This is a genomic window from Pseudoalteromonas sp. SS15 (assembly GCF_049257195.1).
GTDB lineage: Bacteria > Pseudomonadota > Gammaproteobacteria > Enterobacterales > Alteromonadaceae > Pseudoalteromonas.
In genome coordinates this window covers 103,985-117,730 of the sequence record NZ_JBMMUD010000004.1, presented here as the reverse complement: position 1 = coordinate 117,730, position 13,746 = coordinate 103,985, and the positions used below count along the sequence as shown (strand labels likewise).

The 13,746-nt window shown below is 40.5% G+C and carries 10 protein-coding genes; 6 read left to right on the top strand and 4 right to left on the bottom strand.

Annotated elements, in window-relative coordinates; all coding sequences use genetic code 11:
• Positions 1–21: 21 nt before the first annotated feature.
• The 3 genes from AAEU28_RS09865 (at position 22) to AAEU28_RS09855 (ending at position 3,731) form a co-directional block, all read left to right on the top strand.
• Positions 22–741 carry a substrate-binding periplasmic protein gene (locus AAEU28_RS09865; RefSeq protein ID WP_421963958.1) on the top strand — a complete coding sequence of 240 codons (720 nt, stop codon included), beginning with the start codon at positions 22–24 and terminating at the stop codon, positions 739–741.
• Between the two features lie 77 nt (positions 742–818).
• On the top strand, positions 819–2,237 hold the full coding sequence (locus tag AAEU28_RS09860; RefSeq protein WP_421963957.1) for a mannose-1-phosphate guanylyltransferase/mannose-6-phosphate isomerase: 1,419 nt from the start codon (positions 819–821) through the stop codon (positions 2,235–2,237).
• Between the two features lie 45 nt (positions 2,238–2,282).
• Positions 2,283–3,731: a phosphomannomutase gene (locus tag AAEU28_RS09855; protein ID WP_421963956.1), complete on the top strand. Its 1,449-nt coding sequence runs from the start codon at positions 2,283–2,285 to the stop codon at positions 3,729–3,731.
• A gap of 32 nt (positions 3,732–3,763) precedes the next feature.
• On the opposite strand, the gene AAEU28_RS09850 is transcribed toward AAEU28_RS09855, so the two are convergent.
• Positions 3,764–4,090, bottom strand: coding sequence for a hypothetical protein (locus AAEU28_RS09850; RefSeq protein ID WP_421963955.1), 327 nt, complete (start codon positions 4,088–4,090; stop codon positions 3,764–3,766).
• Between the two features lie 148 nt (positions 4,091–4,238).
• Positions 4,239–4,949: a hypothetical protein gene (locus AAEU28_RS09845; RefSeq protein ID WP_421963954.1), complete on the bottom strand. Its 711-nt coding sequence runs from the start codon at positions 4,947–4,949 to the stop codon at positions 4,239–4,241.
• Positions 4,950–5,158: 209 nt separating this feature from the next.
• Between AAEU28_RS09845 and AAEU28_RS09840 the strand changes: the two genes are divergently transcribed.
• The gene (locus AAEU28_RS09840) at positions 5,159–5,590 is read left to right on the top strand and encodes a DUF3293 domain-containing protein (protein ID WP_421963953.1); all 432 of its coding nucleotides are present in this window, start codon (positions 5,159–5,161) and stop codon (positions 5,588–5,590) included.
• Between the two features lie 125 nt (positions 5,591–5,715).
• A complete protein-coding gene (locus AAEU28_RS09835) occupies positions 5,716–6,843 on the top strand; it encodes a hypothetical protein (RefSeq protein WP_421963952.1) in 1,128 nt (375 codons plus the stop codon).
• Positions 6,844–6,939: 96 nt separating this feature from the next.
• On the opposite strand, the gene AAEU28_RS09830 is transcribed toward AAEU28_RS09835, so the two are convergent.
• A complete protein-coding gene (locus AAEU28_RS09830; RefSeq protein ID WP_421963951.1) occupies positions 6,940–10,167 on the bottom strand; it encodes an EAL domain-containing protein in 3,228 nt (1,075 codons plus the stop codon).
• On the bottom strand, positions 10,154–11,089 hold the full coding sequence (locus AAEU28_RS09825) for a cytochrome-c peroxidase (protein ID WP_421963950.1): 936 nt from the start codon (positions 11,087–11,089) through the stop codon (positions 10,154–10,156). Before AAEU28_RS09825 ends, AAEU28_RS09830 begins: the two co-directional genes overlap by 14 nt.
• A gap of 266 nt (positions 11,090–11,355) precedes the next feature.
• On the opposite strand from AAEU28_RS09825, the gene AAEU28_RS09820 reads away from it, so the two are divergent.
• On the top strand, positions 11,356–13,746 hold the full coding sequence (locus tag AAEU28_RS09820; protein WP_421963949.1) for an ATP-binding protein: 2,391 nt from the start codon (positions 11,356–11,358) through the stop codon (positions 13,744–13,746).

Below are 13,746 nucleotides of genomic sequence, written 5' to 3'. Positions count from 1 at the left end.
ATTCGAGTACTTGTTGTTTTATTGAGCGTTTCATTTTCTTTATGGGCCGAGCCTGAAAAGCAGGTAGATTTACCTACATCTTTAACCTACTACGCTGAAGATTATCCGCCATCGGTATTTTATGAAGGCGAGGTTTTGCGAGGGATCTCTGTGAGGATGCTACGGGTAATATGGCAAGAATTAGGAATGAAAGCACAGCCCATAAAAGTAGTGCCGTGGGCACGCGGTTATAAAGAAATCATCAGCAAGCCAAGCACCGTCTTATTTGCCATGTCGAAAACAGCTCAAAGAGCTGATAAATTTAAGTGGGTCGGTCCCATCTATTCTGTTGATTACATATTAATTGCTAAAAGAGGCAAAATACTCAAAGCTAAGCAGCTATCTGAGCTACATAGCCATTCAGTTGCGGTGATACGCCATGATGCTACTGAGCAAATTGTGTTAGATGCTCACTTTGGCGAACAGCAAATAGTAGAAACAAACAATATGTATCAAGCTCTAGCAATGTTTAAGGCTGATCGTGTTGAGTTAATGACAATCTCTCGAGCTGGGTTGCGTAAAGCCATCAATGAAAATATGTTACAAGTCGATGATTTTGAAGAGGTGTTTCTACTAGACACAGTTGAAGACTATTTTGCATTTAGTAAAGACGTTCCCGATGTGGTCATCAACGCATTTCAGCGGGCTTTCGATAAACATAAGCGATTAAACTTGGCCCTCATCGATGAATTTAAACTTTAATAGCTAAGATTTTGCGATTAATCACAAAGGCTTTTAAAATGGCGAGGTGAATCTCATCTAAAAGCCAAATCCATACTATGATCGTACCCGTTGTTATTGCTGGTGGCTCAGGCACCCGTTTGTGGCCTTTGTCTCGCACTCATTATCCAAAGCAATTTCTTCCTCTGACTGGCGAGCGGTCTTTATTGCAACAAACTTTGCTGAGATTAAAAGGCCTCGAACATGACCCCGCGATTATTATTTGTAACGAAGCACATAGATTTTTAACCGCTGAGCAAGTTCGATTAAGTGAGATACCACACTTTCCTATTATCTTAGAGCCTGAGGGGCGCAATACAGCGCCCGCGATTGCATTGGCAGCATTTAAAGCATTAGAGACAAATCCTGATGCGACTTTATTAGTGATGCCTGCCGATCATGATATTGGCGATGTTGAACTGTTTTTAAATTCGATAACACTGGCCACAGAGAGTGCGGGAGAGGGGAAGTTAGTCACCTTTGGTATCGAACCTACCTCTGCGCATACTGGCTATGGTTACATCCAGAAAGGCCAGCCTTTGGAAAGGGGCTTTACAGTTAACCAATTTACGGAAAAGCCCGATGAAGTAACCGCAAAGGGGTATGTTGAATCAGGCCAGTTTGTATGGAATAGCGGTATTTTCATGTTTAAAGCTCATGTATATTTAGACACTCTAAAGCGTTTTAACCATGACATATTTGAAGCTTGTTTTAACGCCATGCAAAAGCAACAAGATGATTTAGATTTTACGCGTGTAGATGCCTCAGCCTTTCTAGCTTGCCCAAGTAATTCAATAGATTATGCGATCATGGAGCCTTTAACTGCACAACAAAATGATGCTGTGGTGATGATCCCCATGGCAGCTAAATGGAGCGATGTAGGGAGTTTCGATGCGCTTTGGCAGTTACTTGATAAAGATGATGAGCAAAATGCAATTGCTGGTGATGTGATCGCAATTGACACGCAAGGCAGCCTGTTACTGAGTGAAAGTAAACTATTAGCCACGGTTGGTGTAAAAGACGTGGTGGTAGTACAAACCAAAGATGCAGTGTTAATAGCAGATAAGAATAATACTCAAGCGATAAAACAAGTGGTTGCTCAGCTAGAACAAAAATCTCGAGCTGAGATTCATCAACACCGTGAAGTCTTCCGTCCTTGGGGAAAGTTTGATGCCATTGACGAAGGTGAGCGCTTTTTAGTGAAGCGGATCACAGTAAATCCAGGTGCACGTTTATCAATGCAAATGCATCATCATAGGGCAGAGCATTGGGTGGTAGTAAGTGGCACAGCCAAAGTTACAATAGATAACAAAGTTCAGTATGTGACCGAAAACCAGTCTGTATATATACCTATTACAGCCGTTCATAGCCTTGAAAACCCAGGTAAAACAGCTTTAGAGCTGATAGAAGTTCAGTCGGGTAGCTATTTAGATGAGAGTGATATTGTTCGTTTTGAAGATGATTATGGGCGTGAGTAAGGCGCGATTTCTCAATAGAAAAATTATTAATAGGCACCATAAAAAGTGAATGTCTCAAAGCTAATTCAAAATACTTCCATTAAGTTTGGCACCAGTGGGGCGCGTGGTTTAGTTGAAGATTTTTCGCAAAATGTGTGTGTTGCGTTCGCAGTGGCTTTTATTGAACATGGTAAACGTTGCGGTAAATTAAGCGATGACAACCGGTGTGTCGCCATTGGTATTGATAATCGTCCGAGTAGCTACGCGATGGCCCAAGGTGTTGCTGCGGGTCTAATAGCATTGGGTCTAGATTATAAATTTCATGGGGTCTTACCTACACCTGCTTTGGCCTATGCCGCAATGCAGAGAGGGGAGGCGTGTATCATGGTAACAGGCAGTCATATTCCATTTGACCGAAATGGTTTGAAGTTTTATTACCCAGAAGGCGAGATCAGCAAGTTTGATGAGCAAGGTATTTTAAGTCAATACATAGAGCTTCCTGATGAACTGAGGGTTCCAGAGTTAATTGAGTGTGAGTCAGCGACAAATACCTATATCAATCGTTATTTAAATTACTTTTCTGAGCTGAATTTAACAGATAAGCGAATAGGCGTTTATACCCATTCAAGTGCAGGTCGAGATCTATACCTCAGATTACTCCAGCAATTGGGTGCAACCGTTGTTGAGCTTGGCAGAAGCGACACCTTTGTGCCAATCGACACCGAAGCGGTAAGTAAAAAAGATCAGCAAACGGCCCAAATTTGGGCTAGTGAACTCAATCTAGATGCCATTATTTCTACTGATGGTGATGGCGACAGACCACTTGTGGCAGATGAGTTTGGTAATTGGCTTAGAGGCGATGTACTCGGCTTAATGGTTAGTCAATTTTTAAAAATAGAAGCTCTAAGCGTGCCCATTAATTGCAATTCAGCGATTGAGTTGAGTGGTTGTTTTCAGCAAGTGGCGAGAACAAAGATAGGCTCTCCGTTTGTTATTGAGGCATTTGTACAATTACAAAAGCAGCACAAAAAAGTAGCTGGATTTGAAGCAAACGGCGGGTATTTACTTGCAAGCGATATTGATGAAGACGGTAAGTTATTATCTGCGCTGCCAACCCGAGATGCCTTATTACCTATTTTAGTTGTTTTAGCTCAATTAGCTAAGCAGCCAATATCTAAAATGATGTCGGGTTTACCAAAACGTTATACTGCCAGTGGCAAAGTAGAACATGTGCCTTCTCATGTTGGGCTTGCTTTCTTAAAGGCGCTACAAAGCGATACAGAACGTTTACTTGCAGAATGGGATATTACATATCGTGTTATGGAGTTTGATAATACTGACGGTACTCGATTTATGCTGAGCAACAAAGACATAGTGCATTTTCGCATTTCAGGCAATGCACCTGAAATGCGCTGTTATGTTGAGTCTGACTCTGAAAAAAGAGCCGAAACATTAATGGATTGCTTAAAAACCAAATTGAGCTATTTAACTGAACAGGCAGCAACAACGAAGTGATATTCACTTTGCTACACTGTCTACAAAAAGTGCTAAACCTGACTGATAAGTTGAAATACAACTGGGGTTTGAGCTGCTAAAACCAGTACCGAAGAATAAAATACAGCTTTAATCGCATTTTTTAGGCCACGATATTCAATTAATAATTGCGAGATAATTAAACTTGCTAATGGTAGTGCAAGGGTACTGCCGATCACAAATGCGAGCTTTTCATTTGCTTGCAGGTTAAATCTATCAAAGTCAGCCATAAACAACGATGTAATGTAAGCGGTTAATGCCATACAAATAATAGATATAACCACCATTAAGATTTGCTTTATTGAAACTGATTTTTGGCGTACTTCAATGATAACTTCCATGCTTGCTCCTTGTATCGCTGATATATTTAATTGTTTGTTATTGCGCCATCAGTCAATGCGACTGATGGCCAGACTATTCAACCAACCCTCAAAACAGCTCACTTAATTAAGAGGATTGGTACAAGAGAGCTGGTGCTAAGTTTATTGGTTACTCGTCAATCTCAACTTTGCCCTTGATGTTCTTGATTTGCAAACCGCCTGAACCTGAGTCTTCAATGACTAAAGCGCCAGCACCATTTACACTGATACTGCCTGAGCCGTCGTCAATGGTGACTGTGCCTAACACTTCATTAGCATAAATATCGCCGCTGCCATCATCAACTTTTAGGTCGCCCTGAGTGTTGTTTACGGTAATGCTGCCTGAGCCATCTTCAATCTCGATATGCTTACCACCTGAGATTTCTATGCTGCCAGAACCATCGTCAATTTCAATGTCACCATTCACTTGTTTGATATCAATACTGCCAGAGCCGTCGTCAATGATCAGACCCAAGTTACTTGGTACTGTAATCGTTAGATTAATTTTAGGTCCTGGGCTATTTACTTGCCAATTATTTGAATTACTTGCTCTCGCAACCAGCTCGGCTTTGCTACCTTTGTTTTCAAGTGTGAGTGTGAAGTCATCAGCGCTATAAGCAAAAATCTCTGCATCTACGGTAATGTCAGTGGCGCTGTCACTACCAACAATTGATAAATTACCAGCGCCTGCTTCTGTTTCTAATAGTTTTAGGTTTGCGGCACTTAGAGTGAGTTGTTGATTATCAAAATACTTAGGTGCGCTGCCCGGGCCATTTTTAACATGAACAATACAGCCACTTAATAAAATCGCTGCGCTTAAAGGTAAAAGGGTTTTTAGCATCTTAATTCCTACATGTGCTTTTTTGTTATTATAGTTAAAGCAATATAGTGACCAATTTGCAAGTGTTTGATTTGTAATGAATTGTAAGTTTTCGTGTAAAGCGTGATTTTCAATTTAGCGAAAAGTTAGCTTTTTTCCTCACTATATTAGTCAGTTAGCTAAACTGAGTAGTTAACTAGGGCTCAAGTTAACTCGTTTAAGGAAACTGCATGATCGAAGAAACACTCTGGCAAATTTATCAGCACAGTTACTTTCAAAGTACTTGTCGAGTTATGCCTTGTCAGACAATAACAAGTTATAGAGCTGGCGCGATCATCAGCGTATGGAACCCTCATGGGCAGAATTTAACTTTGGCGCATAATAAACGGCTCGAAAGATCGGCGATGCGTTACCTCCGCGACCAAAACGTTGCTTACAAAAGGTTGTGGGGCGGTAATAAGGATATGAGCTATCGCGAGTTAAGCATATTTGTTCCTTGCTCGTTGCAGCAGGCGCAGCATTTATCTGTCCATTTTAAGCAATTAGCATTTTATTATGTCAGCGCTCGAGGGCGAGTGAGTTTGCATTGCTCGAAGCAAACTAAGCCTATGTGTTTTGTAAGCAAACACCTAAAAAAGCGCTGGATTGCTAGTCATGCTTGAATATCTCAATTCTAAATGATCATCTAAACCAACTTACTTTACTAACATGTTAGTTGCTGAATAGTTTTTTGTGGTGACTTTGTTGGTTTTTTGTTGTTTTTTTATTGTGATATAAGGATATATTAATGAAATTACCAATCTACTTTCTAGTCTTACTTTTTTGCTTTTTTGATAAAGCACATGCCCGTATTAACTATGAATCAGTTATTTGTGATGACTGTAGCTACACTGAAGCAAAGTCAATTGCAAGGCGTTATAAATATCAGCCAGAGCTTGAGTGTTTTGTTGAGTCTGTAGGTACATCGGATGAGCAGCAGTGCCGATCATCAACAACTAAGTTAGTGGTTTATGATCTCCATCAAGAACAGTTTTATGGCTTCCACATTGGTTATACCAATCAAGGTCGGCCTTTTCATGAGATGTCTGTTGAAATCAGAGAAATGCAGCAAATCCCAGCTCAAATAAAGTGGATGCTGAGTAACACCGGAAATGGCTATAAGATTATGACTAATGTCACTCGTGATCTTAGAGCTAACTTTGACCTTAATTCTCTTATAAAAAAACAATCTCGTAACTCATTTTCGATGTTTAATCAGCAAAGAGTCGAAAATGATATATTGCTTATGGCTACAGACTGTTCTAATAGTCCAGAAAGTCAGGCTATGGAACTAGCTCATAACCTTATCGCGATGAGTAATATAATGATGCATGCGAATGATAAAGCCAGTAATGATGGTAATTTTAAAAATTCGTTCCAAGGTACTCGTATAATAGGTGCAAACTTTCAAGTTGCTTTAGATGGTTTTGGGGTAGATGGAACGGTCGAGTATTTTGATGAAACTAAGAATGTGATCACTGACTTTACGATAAGTCATTCATGGCACCTTGGAGGTGCAGCCAGAAATAATGTGGTGTTTAAGCTTGAAATGGTTGAGGGCTCAATAGATGTAAGCACTGACGAGAGGCTTTCTCATGTAGGTGGGATTCCATTGCATCTAATTAAAAACAGTGGCTCCTCCATTGGAGCACTCAAAGCAAGTGACATCTCACCTTGTTTAGCTGATGCTATAGATAGACAGTTCCAAAAGACGGTATCATCTGGCAGTAACCCAGGAAGTGGCGCTGCGCCAAGTTGGCGTAATATACCTCTCAACTCTAGAGGTGGAGGGAGCTTGCAAAGGGATACATGTAAACACACATATTACGACTTAAACGGAAATCTATTGTTTTCTTTTGAGGGCCCCTGTCCTTAAAAAATGTGACTAGCAAAGTAGTAAAGTCACTTTTACTGCTTTGCTTTTTCCTACTTTATCTGTTTTTTCAAATTCAACTTATCTATCTTTAGTTATTTATATTACAAAATCACTTGTACTTTCTGTTAACTTACTTTTCTTGCAACAAAAACGACAAATGTGTTCATTTACCCAAGTTTGTAGCGCTTCTATCGGCAGCGGCTTAGCGTAAAAGTAACCCTGTACGTATTGCCCGCCTAAGTCGTTAAGGCTCTTCAATTGCACCTTGTTTTCGACCCCTTCGGCAATGACTTTAAGGTTTAAACTGTCAGCCATTGAGACAATCGCTTTAACCAGAACAGCGGAGTCTTCACTGGCAGTCAAATCTGAAATGAAACTGCGGTCGATTTTGATGGTGTTTATCGGGAAGCGGCGAAGATAGCTAAGCGATGAATAACCAGTGCCAAAGTCGTCAATAGCAAGCTGTGCCCCCGTGGCTCTTAAGTCTTGTAGCCAATTCATCACAGCTTGGTCGTTATCCAGTAAGATACTTTCGGTTATTTCTAAATTTAATAAGCTAGCATTAAATTGCGTATCTTTGAGAATCATTGAGAGTATTTCAGCATTAAACCCTAAGCGATATTGTTGACTAGAGACATTAACCGACAGCATACACTGGCAGTTACAATTTAAATTCAGTGATTGAATATCTGAGCAAGCTTGTTTTATGAGCCACTCGCCCATTTCACTGATGAGCCCGCTTTCTTCAGCTACAGGAATAAATTCTGCCGGAGAAATAAAGCTACCATCACTCAGTTGCCAGCGCATCAGCGCTTCAACACCATACAAAGATGCACTTTGGGTGTCGACAATTGGTTGATAGAAAAGGCTTAACTCTTGATTCTTAATGGCATTACGGAGCTTGTGCTCTAATTCAACACGGCGATTAACTTGCTGCTGCATGCTTTTTGCGAAAAAGTGGAACTGGTTACGGCCGTTTTCTTTGGCTTTGTACATGGCTAAATCAGCCAGCCTGAGTAACTCTTTGGCATTGTCTGCGTCTTCAGGCAGCAAAGTGATCCCGATACTAGCCCCTGAGAAAATTTCAAACCCATGGATCATAAAGGGTTTAGATAGCTCACTGATAATCTTTTGCGCCACGGTCGTACAGTGCTCTATTGATGCGATGTTATTGAGTAAGATAACAAACTCGTCGCCACCAAATCGTGACACTGTATCACTTTTACGTACGATTTGAGTTAATCGTGCTGACACCTCAATTAACAGCGCATCACCAGCTTCATGGCCCATGGTATCGTTGATACGTTTGAAGCGGTCTAAATCGATAAATAATAAAGCGCTCAGTTGTTTATAGCGTTCGCTATACAGCAAACTCTGTGAAATACGCTCTAGCAGTAAGCTGCGATTAGGCAGGCCTGTTAACGCATCGTAGTAGGCTTGGTACTGGATTTTTTCTTCTTGTGTTTTACGCTCAGTGATATCAGAAATCACCGCAATGTATTGTTGAATATGACCGTCTTCATCACGCACTGCGCTGATCGAAAGCCACTCTGGATATAGCGAACCATCTTTTCGCCTATTCCAAATCTCAGAGGCCCATTGATCTTGATCGTTGAGGGTCTGCCACATTTTCTCGTAAAAAGTTTTATCGTGTTTACCTGAGCTGAGTATTGACGGTTTTTTGCCTAAAACATCGGCTGCACTGTAACCCGTGATGCGTGTGAAAGCTGGGTTAATGGCTGTGATCTCTAGCTCGCTATTGGTGGTCATGATCCCTTCTTGGGTGGCATTAAACACGGCAGCTGCTGTTTTTAATTTGGCGTGGGCGCGCTTTTGCTCGGTGATGTCTTCTTTCACAGCAATATAGTGTGTGACCTCGCCTTGTTGGTCTTTTATCGCTGAGATCCTTGCTTGCTCCCAATAGTGTTCGCCATTTTTTTTCTGGTTATGGAATTCACCGCGCCATTGCCCTTTTTCTTTTAACTCTAGCCAAAGCGCTCTGTAGTCAGTGGTGGTCACTTGTGATCTTAAGATCCTTGGGGTTTTGCCTTGCACTTCTTCTAATTGATAACCCGTAATGCGTTCAAATTTTGGGTTCACATATTCAATTTTGCCACGGGTGTCGGTAATAACGATAGATACTGGGCTTTGCTCTATGGCATGGCCCCACTTTTTTAAGGTCGCTTCAGCGTGTTTAAATGAGGTGACATCGACACTTACGCAAGCCATTGCGCCATCATGCGCTTTGTTTAATGTGGTTCTGATCCATTTGCCAGCTAAGCTGCAATGTAGAGTTTGATTATGTGATTCAATTTGATTGATCAGTTGGTTGCTTTGTAATGCTTGCCATTTTTCAAGTGTTTTTGGGGCATTGTCAGGGTCTATCTCATGATGATTAAACCAACTTGTGTTCGAAAGCACCAACTGGTTATTTTTATCAAACAGCGCAAATCCTTCTTCAATGGACGTGAGCGCCTCTTTGAGTAACTTGCCAGATCGAAAGGCACTAAATCGAGCATGGTTTAAACGCCTGTAAATAATGATCAGAGCGAGTAACAGTGCAGCACTGAGTATTAAAGTCAGTTGACGATTTTCTTTGCTGTTTTGAAGTTTCTCTAAGTGATACTGATTGTAGCTACTATTGAGTGCGTTAAAAGCGGGTTTACTGGGGGTTGCGACAAAGGCGTTATACAGGTTTTTTAAATCGTGTTGTTGTACTAGCTGAACCTGTAAGTGTTGTTTTAAGTTTTTAATTAATGGGCTTTGCTCTCTATCGCCAATAACTTCTAGTTTGCTTTGTATTTCGGCCAGTTTTACTTCATCAGCATAAAAGTTATACGACAACACATCGCTATATAACTGCTGGGCAATCACTGCGTCTTTGCTGCCTTGGAGTTGTAACTCTTTATTTAACTGAGGTAAGTAAAGTAAGGTGTTGCGCATCAAAGAGGCAGCCGTTTTTATGCGCTCTAGTTGCAGCATTTTGTCATCAATGAGTGCAAAGTAATGAGATATTTTTTGCTGCAAGTCTGATGTTGTCGCTGCAAAAGGCGAGTGTTGAGAGTTAACAAGTGATTTAAGGCTATCAAGTTTTTGCGTCAGCGTGACAAGTTCATCATATTCCGGCATATCTGCGGCAATGATTTTTAACGCAAACTGATTGAGCTGTGCATCAACGGCATTACTTGAGAATAAAAACTGAACCCTGTTTTGATGCGCTTTATTGTCATCCTGCGCACTACTGATTAGTGCATAAGCGACCCAAATCAGCATAAAAAATATGGCTGAGTTAATTATCTTACTTAAAAAATTACTCTGCTTCATAAGGACTCGTTAATTCCGGATGCTGACCGACTAGGCTAGTTAAAAAAGCACGAATTGATTGAATATCTTGTTCAGGTATAGCACGGCCCAATTGATATTTGGCCATTACTCGAATGGCATCACTGAGATCGTTTTGACTGCCGTCGTGGAAAAAATGTGTTTGTAAACTGCTTAGCCTGAGGCTTGGAACCTTAAAAACATGTTTATCATAAGGATTCTTTGTCACCATATAGCGACCTAAATCGGTTTCTGTGATTTCACCGCCACGGTCTTGAAAGTAATCACCAAAATGGCCAATTTTTGAAAACATGTTGCCACCGACATTTCTACCTTGGTGGCAGCTAATGCAGCCATAACGCTTAAATAGTTGATAACCATGCTTCGTTTTACTATCAATGGCGTTCTGATCGCCTTGTAACCAACGATCAAAAGGTGAATTAGTCGTCACTAGAGATTGCTCAAATTCAGCAATGGCATGTTGAATGTTTTGTTGACTGATGGGGGAGTGATAGATTCGCTTGAACTTTGCCGCGAGCGCTTTATCTGCCGACAGCTTTGCGATGACCTTAGCCCAAGTCGTGCCATGCTCCTTCGGATTCGTAATTGGTGCATCGACTTGATCAAATAAATCAATTCGCGCGCCACTCCAAGTCTGTCGAATGTTAAAGACCGCATTGTAAACAGTAGGTGTTTTAGCTGTGGTTTTCTGGCCATCTACGCCATCAGACAACGCCTTGTTATCAGCGCCATTAGTCGTAAGCTGGTGGCAGCTTGCGCAGCTAATTTCATTATTTTTAGAGAGGCGTTCGTCAAAAAACAGGGCTTTACCCAAAGCTATTTTTTCTTTATTTAAATGGGAAGGCGTCACAATGGGTGTAATTGGCTCTTTGGCAAATGACAGGTTAAAAAATAAAACAGACATTAAAACTACAAACGACCGAGTTAAAGTCATAACGAGCTACTTCTCACAAATAATCTAAGTGAAAATTAGCATTGGTTAGGCTGTGATTTTTTGATGTGGGTTAATAAACTGATAAATGATTATTCTTAACTCTATTAATTAATTCTTTTGTATTGTTTTTTTCTAAGAGAGACGTTTATTACAAACGAATAAAAGTAAGCTTTTTTAAGTTATTCCATTATTCCTAGTCTACAGTTAAAAGAGAGTTGTATTCATTTGCTTTTTGTATGAGATTAAAAGCTCGTTTGACCTTAGTATTCTTCTTATCATCTTTACTGCCACTATTGGTTGTATTTGTGGTGGTTATTTCCCACAGTAGTCAGCAAGCTCGGCGTTTTAGTTTAGATGCTGCGCAAGCTAAGTCTCAAAATGTGGCGGCAGTATTTGAACAGTATTTTGTCGAAAAAGTGGCTGAAGTTGCTTTGATGTCGCAAGATCCACGAGTGAAGTCTATGGATTTTGCATCGATGCGTTCATATTTAATTGCAGAAAAGTTTCGGCAAACTCATTCGTTTGAAAAATTTATAGTAGGTACGCTCGAAGGCAATTTTTACAACACGGAAGGCGGGAACCCATACCAAGGCTTGCTAAGAACATTTGATGATAAATCACCTACAGCCCAACCGAAAACAATCACTAAGAGAGATTACTGGCAAACAACCATTGGCAATAATGATACAAAAAGCACCGTTAATTATGTGTCTGAACCTATGATTTCTTATACTACAGGCGTTAGGCAAATAGTGATTGCTAGCACTATCTTTGATGAAAATTCTAATTTGATCGGCTTGCTAGGTGGAGCTGTGCCATGGCAAGAGGTAGACCGATTAGTAGAGCAGGTACAAAGTGAGGTCATGCGTTCTTTTTGGTCTGAAGCAAAGTTTTTATTGGTCTCAAAAACTGGCATTTATATGTACCATTGGGAGCCTGAAAAAGTGATCCAATTAAAATCACAAAATAACAAATGGGTACTTAATGATATTGGTGAGAAGATCAGTATTCGCAAGAAAATTACTCAAGAATCAGACCTTCAGCTTCAGGAAGTTGGGTTTCATATGCTCGCTGGTCATAGCGGCGTTAGAGAGATAACTGCGCAAGGTAAGCAATATTTTTACTCGCCAATTCCCAGTACGGGATATTCCATTGCAGTGGTATTACCCAATGAAGTCATTTTTGCGCCTGTTAGAGCTTTGCAAATGCAGCTTTGGGGGATCTTATGTACGTTGATTTTGGCTCTTATATTTCTTTCCAGGTGGTTATCAACCCGTTTTTACCAACCAATTAATTCACTTATTAATGCTGCTAAGTGCATCTCTAAGGGAAATTATGATTTTAAAGTTAATACCAAAGGTAGGGACGAAATTGGGCAACTAGCACGTGCTTTTATGGTAATGAAAGAGCAAGTTTTTTTGCGTAACACTGAGCTTGAACGCAGAGTAGATAGTCGCACTGAAGAGTTACAAAAAGCGATTGATCAAGCGCAAGATGCGCTGAATGTGAAATCCCGATTTTTGGCGAATATGAGTCATGAAATTCGGACCCCGATGAATGGGATCCTCGGTACGTTAAATCTACTTAAGTTAGAGGGGCCTTTGAATTGTAAGCAACAAGAATATTTAGATATAGGCATAAAGTCGAGCGAACATTTACTCGAAATTATCAATAATATTCTTAATATAGCTAAGTTAGAGGCGGGAAGAGAAAAGGTTGAATATGCGGTTTTTTCTATTAAAGGTTCTGTAGAGCATGTTATCAATATGCTCTCGCCTATGGTTGATAAAGAGTGTATTCAATTTAGGGCTTGTTGGGGGAAAGAGGTGCCCGATTTCATTGAAACAGATAAAATCCGTTTCGAGCAGGTATTAGTGAATTTGATAGGCAACAGCATTAAATTTACCAAGTCAGGTCATATCTTTATTCATATTGATGTTGACCTACAAGAAGGCGTTTCTTACTTATCAATTTGTGTTGAAGATACAGGTATTGGGATTGATAACGGTGATCAGCAACAAGTCTTTGAGCCGTTTTCGCAAGTTGATGAGAGCCGCTCTAGACAGTTTGGTGGGACAGGTCTTGGGCTTAGCCTTTGCAAACAAATAGTAAATTTGCTTGAAGGCAATATACGACTCGAATCTGAGCGAGGAAAGGGAACAAAGGTCACTTTTACAATACCCGTTTGCGTAGCTGCATCAGAATCTTTAGAAGTGCCGGAAGAACCTCTAGAGAACAGCTTGCCTAATCTTAATGCAAATATTCTGCTAGTCGAAGATAACCAAGTGAATCAAATTGTTATCAAAGCGCTGTTAGAAAAAGTTGGGTTACAAGTAGCACTAGCACAAGATGGTGAAGTCGCTTTGGATATCCTCGAGCAACAGCCCTTTGATTTAGTATTAATGGATATGCAGATGCCAAAGTTAGATGGTCTTGAAACAACGAAACTCATTCGCCAACAGGCTAAATGGCAAAACCTACCTATTGTTGCGTTAACAGCGAATACACAAAAATCTGATATGGAAAGTTGTTTTCAAGCCGGGATGGATGATTTCATCGCTAAACCAGTCGAGATAGTCAAATTGTGTAATGTTCTATCTCGCTGGTTAGCTCACAAAAGTACTTAA

Bases quoted from the DNA above. Each gene is read 5' to 3' on its own strand.
- AAEU28_RS09825 (WP_421963950.1), bottom strand. From the start codon at position 11,089: ATGTCTGTTTTATTTTTTAACCTGTCATTTGCCAAAGAGCCAATTACA.
- AAEU28_RS09820 (WP_421963949.1), top strand. From the start codon at position 11,356: ATGAGATTAAAAGCTCGTTTGACCTTAGTATTCTTCTTATCATCTTTA.
- AAEU28_RS09840 (WP_421963953.1), top strand. From the start codon at position 5,159: ATGATCGAAGAAACACTCTGGCAAATTTATCAGCACAGTTACTTTCAA.
- AAEU28_RS09830 (WP_421963951.1), bottom strand. From the start codon at position 10,167: ATGAAGCAGAGTAATTTTTTAAGTAAGATAATTAACTCAGCCATATTT.
- AAEU28_RS09845 (WP_421963954.1), bottom strand. From the start codon at position 4,949: ATGCTAAAAACCCTTTTACCTTTAAGCGCAGCGATTTTATTAAGTGGC.
- AAEU28_RS09860 (WP_421963957.1), top strand. From the start codon at position 819: ATGATCGTACCCGTTGTTATTGCTGGTGGCTCAGGCACCCGTTTGTGG.
- AAEU28_RS09835 (WP_421963952.1), top strand. From the start codon at position 5,716: ATGAAATTACCAATCTACTTTCTAGTCTTACTTTTTTGCTTTTTTGAT.
- AAEU28_RS09850 (WP_421963955.1), bottom strand. From the start codon at position 4,090: ATGGAAGTTATCATTGAAGTACGCCAAAAATCAGTTTCAATAAAGCAA.